The sequence below is a fragment of the Syntrophobacterales bacterium genome (assembly GCA_031274925.1).
Lineage (GTDB): Bacteria > Desulfobacterota > Syntrophorhabdia > Syntrophorhabdales > Syntrophorhabdaceae > PNOM01.
Genome location: JAISPL010000014.1, coordinates 75,020 through 91,078, shown reverse-complemented (window position 1 = coordinate 91,078; position 16,059 = coordinate 75,020). Strand labels below are relative to the sequence as shown.

The window sequence follows — 16,059 nt, the reverse complement described above, 5'->3', positions numbered from 1 at the left end:
ACCGCTGACGTCAGGGTGGTCTTTCCATGATCTATGTGTCCAATGGTTCCTATGTTTACATGGGGTTTCGTTCTTTCAAACTTTTTCTTAGCCATATAGAACCTCCGTTACTGTTTTTTCTCTATTTTTTAGCAAATTATCATAGATTTGAGCCGGCACAGGCGCATAGTGGAAAAACTCCATGGTAAAATAACCTCTTCCCTGGGTTGCCGACCGGAGATGGGTGGTATAACCGAACATCTGATCAAGTGGGATATAGGCAACAATATATTTAAAGTCGTTCCTGTCGCCTAATTCGGCTATTCTTCCTCTCCTTGAGGAAACATCACCGATGACCGTCCCCATGCAGTCAGACGGAATATTGATATCCACCTTCATGATGGGCTCAAGGATCACGGGATTCGCCTTTTGCACCGCATTCTTGAGGCCCATTGAAGCAGCGAGCTTGAAAGCCAGCTCAGAAGAGTCTACTTCGTGATACGATCCGTCAAGAAGTTCCACCTTTATGTTTATCAAAGGATAACCTAGCACCACACCTTTCTCAAGGGCTTCCTTAAGGCCGGTCTCAATGCTTGATATATATTCTCTCGGTATGACTCCGCCTACCGTGTTGTTCTCAAAAACAAAGTCGGAGCCTTCAAGGGGAGATATCTGGAGAACCACATGGCCATACTGGCCTCTCCCTCCTGACTGCTTTATATACTTGCCTACTCCGCCTGTGGCTTTCGTGATCGTTTCCCGATAGGCCACCTGGGGAGAAGACGATATCATGTCGAGGTTGTGCTCCCTCTTTGCCCGGTCCATAAGAATCTCAAGATGGAGTTCACCCATGCCGGAAAGAATGACCTCTCCCGTCTCCTTGTCCATTTTTACTGAAATCGACGGGTCTTCAATCGTGTACCTGTTGAATACGAGCCACATTTTTTTCAGATCGTCTTTCTTCTTCGGCGTAATGGCAATCGAAACCACTGGAACAGGAACTTCGATGGCCTCAAACAGAATATCCGCCCCCTCAACGGCCAGCGTGTCGCCCGTGCTGGCATTCTTAAGGCCTACAATGGCACAGATATCCCCCGCTTCCACTCTCTTCACGTCTTCCCTCTTGTTCGCGTGAAGCCGGAGAATTCTCCCTATGCGCTCGCTCTTTGACCTAATGCCGTTGAATACAGTATCTCCCGTCTTCAACTCGCCTGAATAAATCCGTATATAACTCAACTGCCCCACGAACGGGTCAGTCATAATCTTAAAGACGAGCCCGCTGAAAGGCTCTTCTCTGGTGCCCGCAAGCTCTCCCTCCACTCCCTCTTCAGTCCAGTACTTGTAAGGTGATACATCGGCAGGGGACGGCAGATAGTCGACTATTGCGTCAAGCAGGGGCTGGATAGCCTTATTTTTGAACGCACTGCCGCATAGAACGGGTAGGAAATCGCCGTGAAGCGTTCCCTTCCGGATTACCCTCTTCACTTCTTCTTCGCTGATGTCAACGCCATCAAGATACTTACCCATAAGACTATCGTCTATCTCGGAGAGAGATTCAAGGAGTTGTATCTTTAGCTCCTCGGCTCTTGCCTTCATGTCTTCCGGTATCTCGCCTATCGCATAATCCAAGCCTTTGCCATCTCTGTCGTAGAAGAAAGCTATCCCTCTCATGATATCCACAACGCCGATGAATTCATCTCCGTTCTTTATTGGCATCTGAAGTACAAGGGGATTCGCCTTCAATATATCCCGCATCATCTGCACGCACTTATCCATATCCGCTGCAGGCCTATCCATCTTGTTTACAAAGCCTATTCTCGGAACGCCATACCTATCGGCCTGCCGCCAGACCGTCTCCGACTGAGGCTCAACGCCTTCAACGCCGGAAAAGAGGGCCACGGCCCCGTCAAGAACCCTTAATGATCTCCCCACTTCTATAGTAAAATCAATATGGCCCGGTGTATCGATAATATTTATCCTGTGGTCTCTCCAGAAACAAGTTGTGGCTGCCGCCGTGATGGTAATCCCTCGTTCCTTCTCCTGCTCCATCCAATCCATCGTCGCAGCGCCATCGTCAACTTCACCGATCCTGGTATTCACCCCGGTGTAAAACAGCATCCGCTCAGTTGCAGTCGTCTTCCCTGCATCTATGTGAGCCATGATGCCGACATTTCTCAGAAAATTAATGCTACTATTGCCCATCAAACAAACCTTTGTTTACCACCTGTAATGCGCGAAAGCCTTATTTGCTTCAGCCATTTTGTGTGTATCTTCCCTTTTCTTTACTGAACCGCCTTTATTGTTATATGCGTCAAGGATTTCTCCGGCAAGACGCTCCATCATGGTTCTTTCCGATCTATCTCTTGAATATCTGATCAACCATCTTATTCCCAAGGAAAGCTTCCTGTTGGCTCTTACCTCGACAGGAACCTGGTAGGTCGCACCGCCTACCCTTCTCGCCTTCACTTCCAGTTCTGGTTTTATATTTTCCATAGCTTTTTGAAATATTTTCAGCCCTTCTTCCTTCAGCCGCTCTTCAGCGATGTCAAAAGCGCCATACACGATCTTCGTCGCCGTGCTCTTTTTCCCGTCAAGCATGATACAATTTATCAGCCTCTGGACGATCAGATCATTATACTTCAGATCAGGCATCCTCTCTCTTTTTGCTATATGTCCTTTTCTTGGCATACCTATACTCCTCTATTGTTTGGGTCTTTTCGCACCGTACTTTGATCTGCTCTTCTTGCGATTCGCCACGCCGCTGGCATCCAAGGAACCTCTGATGATGTGATACCTGACGCCAGGCAAGTCTTTGACTCTTCCGCCTCTTATAAGAACAACTGAGTGCTCCTGGAGGTTATGCCCTATTCCCGGTATATAGCTTGTCACTTCTATGCTGTTAGTTAACCTTACACGGGCAACCTTTCTCAATGCCGAGTTCGGCTTTTTAGGAGTGGTCGTATATACCCTTACACACACGCCTCTCTTCTGAGGACAGTTCGTAAGGGCAGGAGACGAACTCTTCTTCTTCACGGCCTTCCTCCCCAGCCTCACCAATTGGTTAATAGTTGGCATCCGTTTACCTCCAAAAAAATAATCCCCTATAATAGGGATGAATGTACCCGCAAAAAAAAACTTGTGTATATTAAACATTTTCCCTTGACATGTCAAGAGATTTTTGCCAATTTAGCCCATTGACCTTCTTCCGAAGCCGTTTTGGAAGTCAGTTTCGGCGACTGGCCATACTATTGCGCTTGACTCACCACAGAAACTTCAGGCTCGTGAATTCCGTTACCTGTTTCTTCCTGATATATTGAGGTGTTCCCTGCGCCCTGCCTAAAATAAGAATCCCTTTAAAAGACAGGGTATATATACCACAGTTGCTTGCCGGTTACAACAGAATAACCAGTCCCTGATGAATAAAAATTCCTTCCACTCGTATTTATTCGCCATGACAATAGCAAGCTTCCTGAAGCCCCTTTTTTCACCGTATACGGATCAAGTACTCCTTTAGCATCAATTTTGTGAAAAATAAAACAAAAAGTTTGAGAACATCTCTGCGAATATAATATTTTGCAGGCATGCGCAAAATGCACTGGAGGTTTCATTTGATAGACACCCAAGAGATGGGTAGACGAAGGAAAATACATAAGTTTTTGGAATGTATGCAAATATGGGAAGATGGATTTTTGTGATGCTGACCATGATTATCGGCATGCGTCTTGGCGCCGTGTATGTATGCAGTGTTTTCCAGAAGACCTTGGAATATTTTTTCAAAATTACCGTCATGCAAAGCAATCTGCCTTTCATGATATTTATTGCCACGTCTGCTTTGTTCACACATTCTTTGCAGGAGAGTATCGAAAGTATATATCCAGAGAATGATAGCTGGCGTCGGTGTCAGGCTCAATACTGACTAAATTCGCATCCAGCATCGGCACACAGTTATCGTCACATACATGATTCATCGTAGGAGTGCAAGAGCACGGGTATGTCGTATCCGGAGGGCCAATCTCGGTCGCCACACGCTAGTTTCCCGACAAGAAAGGTCTTGCGGATCGGCTTGTCTCTCTTGAAATTCGTCGTCTCGGCGTTCATTGCCTCGCCTTTAGTAAAGACGCTCAATCAATCTTTATGACTTTTTTAAATGGCATGGGCGTGGTACTCCTAATCATCACAGGGACCCATTAGATCCCCCCACTCGAAGCAGGATGGAAGCTTGCAGAGCGAACACCGCGCCGGCTGCAGTCGTCTTCGCAAAACCACTTAGCATGGGTCAAATGTTTAAAGCACCAAGTTTCTGCGGACTCTGGCTCTGCTGCACCTTCGGCGCCACCGCTGATCTCATGGCCATTGATATTTCCGCCTCAGCGGGAAGAGAGGTCATCGGGCTTGATAGCCAGTACCACCTTAACTTTCGTGTCGCTATTTGCCATGCTCAATGGAATAGGATGCCCTCTACTTGGACGCCCTTACGAACAGGATTACACCGAAGTATGACCATTCCTTCCCTCCTCTCCATTACTATGGCCTCGTGTATGATGCTGTCGGTTGAAAAAGGGAGCGTTACCTTTAAGCCGTTGCCCCAGGAGCATTCTGATTCACTCTCTGGGACTGGCTTGCCATCGTTCCCGCCTCAACCGGCAACGTTTTGGCGTTTAGGACTATACACAGAAGTACGGCATTGTATGTAGTTTCTATGGATTCGGAGCCATCATCGGTAGAATCATATCGGGTATACCCAAAGATGCCTTCGGAAGTTATCTAATGGCCTTTTGGCCCAACTACGATTCTTGAGATCTTCAGGATCGTCGTGGTTTTTGCTCTTCTGAGACCGCCAAAAAACATAAAACCTTTCGAACTTTCTTTTTTCAGTCTGACTAAAACGCACCAGTAATGAGAGGGTGCTTCCGGTAACAAAAGAAGTCCAAAAGGCAAGTCTTTCCGGCTTTTTTGCGCACTGCAGAACACTTAAGGCCCATAAGTCCTCACAACCTGCCCGCCCAACTCAATTTCTGCTGAGAAAAAGGTACTCATATTTATAAAGGTCTTCAATGAAGTGACATATTATCTCCCCTTCATCCCCATAGACACTGGGGTTTTTCAGAATAGAGAGAATTTTTCCTGTCAGGTTAAAGGTCACGAAATCGGCAAAAGGACCCCGCATGGCTTTATAGCCGTGGGCAAGGGCGACTTTTTCAAGGTATGAGAATTTGATCGTATACTCATCGTGCCCTTTGAGGCGGATCCTCTCCGGATTACCAGTCGGGTCGACGTGAATGATAGTGCGTAAGACTTCCGGGGATCGAGCCTCACAGCTGTGCTCACCCAGAAATATGTACGGGATCATCGATTCGCAAATCTTCTCGAGGGCTTCAATGGCGCCAATATTCAAATTGAATATTTCGCGGTCCGGAAGGTCGGGTCTATACCTCTCAAAAAAATGGATGGCCTTTTTAAGAGACGGGTTGTCCGTCTCCATGCCTGACTGCATGGCATCGTATCGGATGCGAGTAAGAGTGGGAAAATCACCGAGGTTCTCGTTCATAATGGCTAGATCAAAAACAGCAATGGAGGTCGGATCGGTTTCGAGAAAATCCTCCTGCCTAAAAGAGACGTGAAGACCCCCCAACGTTTCTCGCTGTTTTTGGAGAAGGAACGGAGATATATCAAGCATGCAAACATTGAGCGATTTGTCTCGAGTCAGAAAATCCTTCATTAGAAAACCATACCCTCCCCCTATCTCTATGACTCTCCTCATCTCTTTGAAAGGTACAAATCGGCTCAGGTAATCGTACAGGAGATTCCCATAAGATTGGTTAACTTTGAGCAACTTCCTCAGTGGAGTCTCATCGGGATAAAGGGCATTGCAGACGGTCAACTCCCATCCCAGACTGGTCAGGCTGTTCACATGATAATCTTTTGTACTATTAAGGACACAATCTCTGTCCATCGGATTTTCCGGAACCATCACATTCTCACTATCCATCTTTGCAGGGTTTGTATGGACCCTGCTTTCAACGGTCCATCTCCTGTTACCTGATTATCATATCGCCTCAATATATCTTCCATCGGCTAAAACTTTCCCGCAGATTGTGCTTTGCCTGTTTAAGGGGCCACGATAAAGAAGGCCCCCGGGATTCTCTTTCCCGGGGGCCTTCTCATTGCCAAGCAAAATGAATCTTACTGTCTGCCTTTCACGATCTCATCAACAATTGAAGGATCGGCAAGAGTCGTGGTGTCGCCGAGCTCGTCAATCGCGCCAGCGGCAACCTTTCTCAGGATTCTTCTCATAATCTTGCCCGATCTTGTCTTCGGCAGACCTGATACGAACTGAATCTTGCCAGGAGACGCGATAGGACCGATCTCTTTTCTCACGTGGGCTACTAGGTCTTTCTTTAGGGCATCACTGCCTTCCACGCCAGTTTTCAAAATAACGTACGCATAAAGATCCTCACCCTTTACATCGTGCGGGAAACCGACGACTGCCGACTCCGCAACTGACGTCGTGAACGAGTTAAGTGCTGCCTCGACTTCCGCCGTGCCCATCCTGTGACCGGATACGTTCACAACGTCATCAACGCGCCCGAGGAGCCAGAAGTAGCCATCCTCATCTCTTCTTGCGCCATCGCCGGAGAAGTAGAAACCGGGCTGCTGGACAAAATAGGTATTGAAGAATCTCTCAGGCTCGCCGAATACGCCTCTCATCATGCCGGGCCAAGACCTTCCGATGCAAAGCTCGCCCTGCTCGTTTACTTCCGTGTCTTCCCAAGGCTGATTGCCCGATGACCGTGCTTTCAACGTGTGAGCATCGACGCCGAAGAATGGGAGGGTCGCTGCGCCTGGCTTCGTGGGCCATGCACCCGGAAGAGGAGTAATGAGGATGCCGCCCGTCTCTGTCTGCCACCAAGTGTCAACGATGGGGCATTTCTCTCTGCCAACATACTTGTGGTACCAGAGCCACGCCTCAGGATTGATGGGCTCTCCAACTGAGCCAAGGAGCCTCAGTGCGGACATATCTCTGCCCTGTGGCCATTTCTCGCCGTCTTTCATAAGGGCCCTGATCGCGGTCGGCGCAGTATAGAATATGCTGACTTTGAACTTCTCGATGATCTGCCAGAACCTGTCTGGGTTCGGGTAAGTGGGAACCGACTCAAAGACGATGGAGGTTGCACCGTTGGTGAGCGGTCCGTAGACGATATAAGAATGGCCCGTTACCCAGCCAATGTCGGCGCTACAGAAGAAAACGTCTTTGTCTTTATAGTCGAAAATGTATTTAAATGTGGCGTAGGCATAGGTCATGTATCCGCCGGTGGTATGGAGCACACCCTTCGGTTTGCCCGTAGAACCAGACGTATAGAGAATAAACAGGGGATCTTCCGCATCCAGCCACTCAGGCGTACACACGTCACTGATGTCGGGAGCCGCGAGCTCATCCTCAAAATAGGAATCTCTTCCCTCTTTCATTGGGACGTCAAAACCTGCCAGTCTCTTTACCACGATCACTTTATCTACAGTGTGACCCTGCTGCGAGCAGAGGTCGCATGCGATATCCGCATTTGCCTTGGAGCTCACGTGCTTGCCTGAACGCCAGTATCCGTTAGCAGTAATGAGTAATTTTGCACCGGCATCTAAGATTCTGTCGCGAAGAGCTTCAGCGGAGAAACCGCCGAACACGATTGTATGGATTGCGCCGATCCTTGCGCATGCCATCATTGCGATCGGGAGTTGGTATATCATGGGGAGGTAAATGGCAATCCTGTCGCCTTTCCGTACGCCTTTTTTCTTCAGCACGTTTGCAAATTTCGACACTGCAACCAACATCTCTTTGTAGCTCAGTTTTACCACATCGTCTTCGGGCTCGCCCTGGAATATAATAGCGGTTTTATCGCCTCTGCCTTTCTTGATCTGAGCATCAAGGCAGTTATAGGTTATGTTGGTTTTCCCGCCAATGAACCATTCCACTTCACCTTTAGAGAAATCTTCCCGGTTTACTTTGATCCATTTTTTATACCAGAATAATTCCGACGCTACGTCTCCCCAGAATGTCTCCGGATCCTCGACTGACTGTTTCCACATTTTTTCATACTGTTCGCGGCTGTCAACATATGCCTGCTCGACAAACTCCTTCGGTGGATAAAACTTCTGTTCTTCTGCCATCTGAACCCTCCTGATTTAATGTTGGATATACCCGCTAATAATCGTATTACTTGAATGCTAAATTCTAAACATACCCATATATGTTGTCAATAGAATTATGTTCATATTTTCACAATAAAATCACGTTCCCGGCCTATTTTGCCCGGAAAGTTCGTGCCGATGTTATTCATTTCGAATTGGAAGTTCCATAGAGGATGCCTCACCTCAAAAACCGGTCCAATAGGACTGGGTGAAGATAAGATACCCTCGGACCAGCAGACATACTTCGCGGGAAAACCGGGAAGAGAAAGGCTTGTTTGACTATCTGTTGTAAAGAATGTATCCTAATTATCTTTAAAATTATTGGAAGAAGGATAGCTTGTGTTAAGCTTTGGAATACCAGAACTTAATAATAATGGCTATTATTCTGCATATCTTTAGGCAAGCTATCCGAAATAGGCGGTACTATCCTAGGATAGGATATGAAATGGTTTCAAGGAGTCCACGAGGAAACGGATGAAACAGGCATGACCTCTAAGAGCAAAAAACCTGAACCTGAGGTATATCCGCGTGACAGGTACGGTCTCGAATATATGTCGCGTACGGCATGTAGGTTGTGTTTCACCTCCCCCTTATCTTCCGGACAACAGCCTAAATTGTGCCAATACCCTTAGGTGTACCGGGAAACATGCCGGGTCCGGGCAGACGGTTTCGGAATGAGATTTCCGGGTTCGCCTCTGACTTCATGGTGGTCAACCACGTGAACTAAGGCGTAACTGAAGTTACTCTTCATGGGCGCCTGCCTTACAAATAGGATGAAGATGTGGAAATTCTAGATGGATTCAAACTTCTTTCAATAGAGCGCGCGGTTGAGGCGCTCCGAGCAGGAGATACAGTCGCATTTCCGACGGAGACGGTCTACGGCCTCGGGGCCGATGCCATGAATGCCATGGCGGTGGCAAAAATCTTCGAAATCAAAAAGAGGCCACACTTTGATCCGCTCATAATCCACATAGGTGAGAAAGACTGGATATTCCGATACGCTGAGGCCGTCCCTCCCAAGGCGGCCCTGCTCATTGAACGCTTCTGGCCAGGACCTCTCACAATTATTCTGAGAAAGAACAGTCTTGTCCCAGACATCGTAACCGCAGGCCTTTCTACAGTCGGTATACGCATGCCTTCCCATCCGGTCGCGCTCAACCTCATACGACTCCTAGGACGTCCAGTTGCGGCTCCCAGCGCAAACCCTTTCGGTTACATGAGTCCCACCAAGGCGTCCCATGTGGCCGAAATGTTCAATGACAGCCCCCTCATAGTACTCGACGGCGGGAACAGTTCCTTTGGCATAGAGTCCTCCATCGTCTCAGTTACGGACAGCATAACCCGCTTACACAGACATGGGGCAATTAGCCTTGAGGACCTCTCCTCAGTAATAATGCCGCTTTACGAGAAGGTCGAAGACGGGTCATGCGAGTCTCCGGGAGAACTCCCGTTTCATTATGCCCCCCACACTCCGCTCAAGATCATCAGTTCGTCCGAGGAGATCACCAATCCCAGATCCTCGTATCTCTCTTTCATGAAACCCTCCGGACAACCAATGTCCAGACATGTAAGGACGCTCTCAGAAAACGGCGACCTGAGGGAGGCCGCAGCCCACTTCTTTTCCTTCCTGATAGAATTGGACCGTAAAGACGTGGATATCATATATGCCGACGCGGTACCGGAAACTGGCCTCGGGAGGGCAATAATGGAAAGACTTTACAAAGCATCAAAAAGACACCTTCACATAATCCATTGATAATTTTAAGGACACATGCTAATCTAATTTCCATGAAAAATGATATCCGCACCAACACATTAATTGGTAAAGTACTTGATATTACTGATATTTTCAGCTGGCTATATTTCGCACAAAAGAAAACAATCGTATGTTTTTTCAATGAGTTAAGAATACATTCCTTCAACTTATTAACATGTTTTCCACAAAATTTGTGGAAAACTTCTCGAGACCGTTTATTTCTGCGTCTTGCTTGCCTTGCAATTTGTTGTGCCCTTCTCTCGTCATGCAGCCTTTTCAAGAGCGCGAAAAAAAATACAGAGCCGATGCCAGAAGCCACCGCCTCGGTTAAAGAAACGAACCCCGCGCAAGAGGCCAAAGCGTTCTCAACAGCATCGTCAAAAAAGGGTTTTTTCTCCTTTTTTGGCAAAGATGAAAAGAAACTGCTTCTCGACAGTTCCCTCATTGATCAGGGCGAAGATGATGTCAAGAGGAGTTTCGGGGAACCGGATGTTGTAGCCAAAACGCCTGAGAACCTAATAATCTGGACGTATAAGCCGAAGTGGAAGCTTCTGCCCAACAATGCGGACACTGTGTATGTCGAGTTTGAAAACGGCAAAGTGAAGAAGCTGGTCCGGGCCACAAGATAACGAAACCGAGGGGACATATTATGATATGCGAGAAATGCGCGACCGAAAGCGAAACCGTCCGTTGTTCACACTGTAACGCAGATGTTATCAAGCTTGGCTCCTACTGCTATTCATGCGGCAAACTACTGGACTCGGAAGGCGACGAGACGGAGCACGACGATGAAATTGATCTCTCGACAAGAATACTCTGCAGTGACGAAGCCTGCATAGGGGTCGTAAACGAAGAGGGGGTCTGTAAAGTGTGCGGCAAACCTTATGTTCAAGCAGCGCAAGAATAAGAAACCACACTGTCTCTTCATCCCCCGCCATAGGCCTCTCAGCCTGACTGCCGAGAGTGGAATGCTCAGGAAAATGAATCACCGGTCAAGAGAAACATATGACCATATGTGCAATGAAGAAACATTTTTGAGGAAGGTTTAAAAGAAATAGAGTCGGTCTTAGCGCACTCTTTTGAATCTTCACAGACAAAAACAATGAATAAGGTTGGTTTATGGGTTTCTTTGAGAAGATAAAAAACGGTCTTTCCAAAACAAGGGATCAGATACGGACAAGGATTGAGTGGGCCGTCAAAGGCAAGCAGATAGATGAAGGGGACTTTGAGGCTATTGAAGAAGCCCTGATTTTGTCTGATGCAGGATTCGAGACAACGGAGTTCCTAGTGGATGCACTGAAAGAGAAATGGAAACGTGGTCTTATAAGAAATATGGAAGATATAGAGCCTGCTATGAAACAGAAGGTTGGGGAACTCCTCAGGCCGGTAGAAAAGCCGATTTCAGTAGACTCCCAGAAACCTTTTGTTATACTGACCCTCGGGGTGAACGGAGTAGGCAAGACGACCACAATAGCAAAACTTGCCGCCATTTACCAGAACTGTGGAAAGAAGGTGCTCCTTGGCGCATGTGACACCTTCAGGGCGGCTGCCGTAGAACAGCTTGAAGTGTGGGCTGAGCGGCTGGGGGTAGATGTAGTGAAACACGCCGAAGGCTCCGACCCAGCTGCGGTCGCCTTTGACGCCACTAAAGCCGCGAAGGCAAGGGCGGCGGATATAGTAATACTGGATACCGCCGGCAGGCTCCACACAAAAGCAAATCTCATGGAAGAGATGAAGAAGATAAAGAGGGTCATTTCCAAAGAGGTCAATGGAGCACCTCATGAGGTCCTGCTCGTAGTGGATGCCACAACAGGACAAAACACCTTGGCTCAGGTCAAGACATTCAATGAAGTCCTCGAAGTCACCGGCATCGTAGTGACAAAGCTTGACGGAACCGCGAAAGGAGGCTTCATTCTACCCATCGCCCATCTCATGAAAATGCCTATACGGTATATTGGCGTCGGCGAGAAGATTGATGACCTTATTCCCTTCTCCGCCGAGGACTTCGCAGAGGGACTTTTCTCCGCCAAATAGGCCTTCCGTTGCTTACGGGGAAGATCTCACCGCAATCCTGATTTGCGGTTTGACTTTATCTTTGTACAAAGATACTATTACTTCGACATGGACATCACGAAACATGTAAAAACAAAGTTCCTCGCCGGCCTTTTCATCCTTATTCCGGTCATTATAACCATATATGTTATCTATGTGGTCGTCTCGTCGGTGGACGCGATGATCTATCCTGTCATCCAACAAGTCACATGGACCATTACCGGCATGAAATTCTATATCCCGGGCACCGGGTTGTTACTGTTTGTCCTGATTACATACGCCACCGGCATCTTTGCCGCCAATTTCGTGGGGAATAAGATACTCTGCCTGGGCGAGGCACTTCTGACCCGAATACCTTTTGTCAAAAGCATATGCAACGCTGTGAAAGACATGACGGACACTTTTTCCTCCCAAACGAAGAAGGCCTTCAAGGAAGTGGTCCTCGTGGATTTCCCGTCTAAGGACACCCGCGCGATGGGCTTCATCACAAGACGGACCTCAATTGATGGACTCGGAACGATCTGTTCTGTCTTCATACCTACTACGCCCAACCCTACATCCGGATTTCTGGTCATGGTTCCGGAGCAGAAACTGACGTTTCTTCGGATGACGGTAGACGAAGCACTCAAATACATTATCTCGCTGGGAACTTCGCGAATTGAGCTGAGATGAACAGAAAATTTGATACTTTCTACCCCCCCCCACACATTAAAATGGTTTGGATTACCTGTAAATCTTCCAGGCTCAAGCGTCCATATATTTCTGATGAAATCATAAGGAGATTTTCCTTATAAGTGTTTTCAAACGACTTGTCAGATTGTACGCCATGAGAAATACATGGAGGTATTCTTTTAAGCCGTAATGGTAGCTAACAGTCGCTTCCTTGATACAGCAGTTCTACCTGGCCGTTAGTCCAGGGATTCTAATCCCATGGCGATGACAGACACGGTTGGTAAACCGGATGCCGTTATCCGTCCGATTGAGATGCTTGAGAAAACTCTTGGGCTTAAGCTCTTGTCGATTCATCATGCAATTAACTTTGATGTTCTGTCGATGATAAATATAGCCTACCTTTTTTTGTACCTCGGCTATATCCACATGAACTTCTTCTCTTGGGGCAATCAATCCATGTCGTTGTAAATGTCAGAGTATCGTCCATAAGGCAGCTTGAAGACCAATCGCATCTTCAGACTTCTGGAACGGATGACCTTCGGTCCCATAGGTGTATTCATGGACAAAGTCTCTTTTTCTCCATTTCTCAATATTGTTTGGGTTCACGCCATAACGTGCTGCAGGCTTTCTTGACTATTTTGTATTTCTCTACGCACTACCACCGGAGTTGTCTTGGTATGAGTATGGAGTACATGTCCCATAGTTTTTCCCTCCTCAAGTGATATATTAGGTATAGTATGCGCCATTACTTAAAGGGGGTAGACAACCTGAATTTCGCTTCCAATATTTTTGAACGGTTCACGTACTTGTTTTTCATTCGCTAGCCACCAGTTTAAAATATCAGTCTATCCTGTTCTAGTTAAGCCCCTAAATGATATAAAATATGTATAGGTTAACGCTTCCCTCCTCCTCGGATATATGGCATACCATATAAAGACAATATATCGGTCAAGAGATTTGTGGTATTTTCTCTGCCATGTTATTATTTTGGCATCTTGAGGCACCAATAATCCTTCTCATACTTAATAGAATGAATATTGCAAAGTAAAGACAGTTTGGTCCGGAGAAGGCACGCCATCCTCCTTATTGTAATCCCATCCACCCTTATCACTCCTACACCTGATATCTGTAACTATGATGTTCCTTGCCGTTCCGATCTGTATCCCCCTTCAGGTCGGCATTCTTCTCATGAAATTGTGCAAGAGAAAAACGAGAGAAACAAGGACAATGAGAACGGCGGCTGGAAAACTTGGAACTCCGAGGTATTCCTCGGTTGAACACAGTCGTTTTCCAAACTGCCGGTCAATCTTGTATTGACCTCTCTTCCCTAATCTATATAGAATGTACATTGTGGGTGCTTATCTTATACAGTATGATTATATTGCGGTTGTCTTGGGTGCGTTTCTGAAGGGTGAAATAACGCGGTCCTCCTTGAAGGCATCTTTTTCAAACTCAAATACATGTGCCTTGGGTACGTTATATTATGGCCTTCACGAGGGCGCTATGCTCGGAACCTGTACTTTCTTCTTCCTCGGCAGAACCATGACGAAAAATACGAACTTCTTCGCTCAAGAATTTCTCTGGCCAACAAACTATGCAGAGACACAGTAATTTTATCATATTCCTCATAAGATTCTTCGTGGGCACGAGGAAGGTAACTTTTTTACTATTGGGATGCACCGACGTCAAGAAGGGCACCTTTCTCCTCTGCCGTACTCTTCCGGCGCTGTCTTGGAGTGTTGCGATCCATCTCATTGGCTTTCTATTGGGGACATCTATATCTTTGCTCATGCTGTGAAAAAGTATGATTTTATATTGCTCCGCAGTTTTTATCATGGTATGGCTTTCATCGTGATGTACAGACACATTATAAAAGAAAGGGAGGAGAGATTCTATGGAGATAAACGAGAGGCTCGCGAGAGAACTCAAAAAGAAGTTTGAAATTGAACAGAATAGGTACGAAGTCGAGGTTCTAGAATACTGGAAAGCTGAAATCAACGCAATATACAAAAAGAAATACGAAAGTTTGGCTTCTCTGCAGGTAGATATGAAGAACCTCATAAACCGGATAAACAATCGTATTATAGCGCTCCGCCACTAGGTCAAGAATGCAGGTTAGTAGCCCCGTAAACACAAGTCTTGGGTCTCGGTCCAACAATCCGGGCGCTCGGAAGCGTCCGGCAACAATCATAGAAGGTATGTTAAAAAATGAACTCAAAAATTAATAAAAAACCGTCCCAGTACAGTCTACTGGAGATTGACACAATTGAAGATGGGAATCCTCATGTCCGGATGGTGGCAGATTCTCGATGCCCCGGTGCCACAATAAGCCCATCCAGTCACTCCCTGTGGAACCTTCTCCTTCTTTGTCTACCGGTCTTGGCAGCCATTCTTCTTCTGGCCCTCCCGGCGCGGGGCTATGCACAGGTTCCCTCGAAAAAACCAGGTTCCCTCGAAAAAAGAGTTTACGACATTGAGAAGGAAGTAGTGCGCATCACAGCTAAAACCGACATCTACACAACTGACCACTTGACCGATTCATTGAAGCTTTGCGAAAAAAAGGTCTCCCTTAGTAAAGATGACAACAGAGAAAGGTTCGAGAGGGAGTTCTTTCAATTCCTCGAGAATAAAGGCCTTCTTGTCATAATTACAAAAAGGTACCTGAAATTTTACAGCATGATCAGCAACGAAATACAAAAGGCAGGAATGCCTCCCGATCTCATCTATCTTGCAATAAATGAAAGCTACCTCAATCCGAGAGCCGTTTCAAAAGCCAATGCTGCGGGCCTCTGGCAATTCATCAAAGAAACAGGAAAAAGAGAAGGCTTATATATTAACGAGCACTTGGATGATAGATACAACATCAAAAAAGCAACTCGTTCCGCCCTAGCCCATCTGAAAAGGCTTTACGCTGAATTCGGTGACTGGTTTATTGCCATGGCAGCATACAACGCAGGCGCAGGCCGGTTGAGAGAAGCCATAGAAAACCAACAAACCTCCGACTTCTTTGAGCTCTCTCTGCCTGAGGAGACAGAGAGGTACATCTTCCGAATTGTCGCTATTAAAGAGATCATCACAGACAGAGAGAGGTTGGGTATAACTCTCGAAGAAAAAGACCTTTACAAGCCCGTTATCGTGACCGAGATTTCTCTTGAGCTTGAGCAGGAGACTCATGTAAATGTCCTCGCAAAGTGTGCTGATTCTCCTTACCGCACCTTCCGTAACCTGAACCTTCATTTGCGGAAATACAGGCTCCCGAAAGGCACCTATGCCATAAACGTGCCTTACGATAAGAAGGAGATATTCCTCAGGAAACTTAAGAATTATCCCTTTGTTCGTGTGATAGGAGAGGATTAAGAAGGTAGCCCAGCATTTCCTGAGGCATCACCCCACCAGTGCGTCCAGTAACATAACTCACC

The 16,059-nt window shown here is 46.8% G+C and carries 14 protein-coding genes; 7 read left to right on the top strand and 7 right to left on the bottom strand.

What is annotated here, in order from left to right:
* From LBQ00_02780 to acs, 7 genes are all read right to left on the bottom strand, one after another.
* Window positions 1-95, bottom strand: a 95-nt coding sequence (locus tag LBQ00_02780; GenBank protein MDR2017791.1) for a hypothetical protein, incomplete at its 3' end; no start/stop codon positions are given.
* Complete coding sequence (gene fusA / locus LBQ00_02775) at window positions 88-2,181, bottom strand: elongation factor G (GenBank protein MDR2017790.1); 2,094 nt, start codon at window positions 2,179-2,181, stop codon at window positions 88-90. The genes LBQ00_02780 and fusA, both read right to left, overlap by 8 nt.
* Before the next feature lie 15 nt (window positions 2,182-2,196).
* A complete protein-coding gene (rpsG, locus tag LBQ00_02770) occupies window positions 2,197-2,667 on the bottom strand; it encodes a 30S ribosomal protein S7 (GenBank protein MDR2017789.1) in 471 nt (156 codons plus the stop codon).
* A 12-nt stretch (window positions 2,668-2,679) separates the two neighbouring features.
* Window positions 2,680-3,054 carry a 30S ribosomal protein S12 gene (gene rpsL, locus LBQ00_02765; GenBank protein ID MDR2017788.1) on the bottom strand — a complete coding sequence of 125 codons (375 nt, stop codon included), beginning with the start codon at window positions 3,052-3,054 and terminating at the stop codon, window positions 2,680-2,682.
* 876 nt (window positions 3,055-3,930) lie between these two features.
* Entirely contained in the window at window positions 3,931-4,077 is a 147-nt protein-coding gene (locus LBQ00_02760; protein ID MDR2017787.1) for a hypothetical protein, read from the bottom strand.
* A 910-nt stretch (window positions 4,078-4,987) separates the two neighbouring features.
* Entirely contained in the window at window positions 4,988-5,932 is a 945-nt protein-coding gene (locus LBQ00_02755) for a class I SAM-dependent methyltransferase (protein MDR2017786.1), read from the bottom strand.
* Window positions 5,933-6,162: 230 nt separating this feature from the next.
* Window positions 6,163-8,139, bottom strand: coding sequence for an acetate--CoA ligase (acs, locus tag LBQ00_02750; protein MDR2017785.1), 1,977 nt, complete (start codon window positions 8,137-8,139; stop codon window positions 6,163-6,165).
* A gap of 802 nt (window positions 8,140-8,941) precedes the next feature.
* On the opposite strand from acs, the gene LBQ00_02745 reads away from it, so the two are divergent.
* From LBQ00_02745 to LBQ00_02715, 7 genes are all read left to right on the top strand, one after another.
* Window positions 8,942-9,916 carry a threonylcarbamoyl-AMP synthase gene (locus LBQ00_02745; GenBank protein ID MDR2017784.1) on the top strand — a complete coding sequence of 325 codons (975 nt, stop codon included), beginning with the start codon at window positions 8,942-8,944 and terminating at the stop codon, window positions 9,914-9,916.
* A 305-nt stretch (window positions 9,917-10,221) separates the two neighbouring features.
* Window positions 10,222-10,545, top strand: coding sequence for a hypothetical protein (locus LBQ00_02740; protein MDR2017783.1), 324 nt, complete (start codon window positions 10,222-10,224; stop codon window positions 10,543-10,545).
* A gap of 20 nt (window positions 10,546-10,565) precedes the next feature.
* A complete protein-coding gene (locus LBQ00_02735) occupies window positions 10,566-10,823 on the top strand; it encodes a hypothetical protein (GenBank protein MDR2017782.1) in 258 nt (85 codons plus the stop codon).
* Between the two features lie 212 nt (window positions 10,824-11,035).
* On the top strand, window positions 11,036-11,950 hold the full coding sequence (gene ftsY / locus LBQ00_02730) for a signal recognition particle-docking protein FtsY (protein MDR2017781.1): 915 nt from the start codon (window positions 11,036-11,038) through the stop codon (window positions 11,948-11,950).
* 87 nt (window positions 11,951-12,037) lie between these two features.
* A complete protein-coding gene (locus LBQ00_02725) occupies window positions 12,038-12,640 on the top strand; it encodes a DUF502 domain-containing protein (GenBank protein MDR2017780.1) in 603 nt (200 codons plus the stop codon).
* 1,894 nt (window positions 12,641-14,534) lie between these two features.
* Window positions 14,535-14,741 carry a hypothetical protein gene (locus LBQ00_02720; protein ID MDR2017779.1) on the top strand — a complete coding sequence of 69 codons (207 nt, stop codon included), beginning with the start codon at window positions 14,535-14,537 and terminating at the stop codon, window positions 14,739-14,741.
* A 107-nt stretch (window positions 14,742-14,848) separates the two neighbouring features.
* The gene (locus LBQ00_02715) at window positions 14,849-15,997 is read left to right on the top strand and encodes a lytic transglycosylase domain-containing protein (protein ID MDR2017778.1); all 1,149 of its coding nucleotides are present in this window, start codon (window positions 14,849-14,851) and stop codon (window positions 15,995-15,997) included.
* Window positions 15,998-16,059 lie beyond the last annotated feature (62 nt).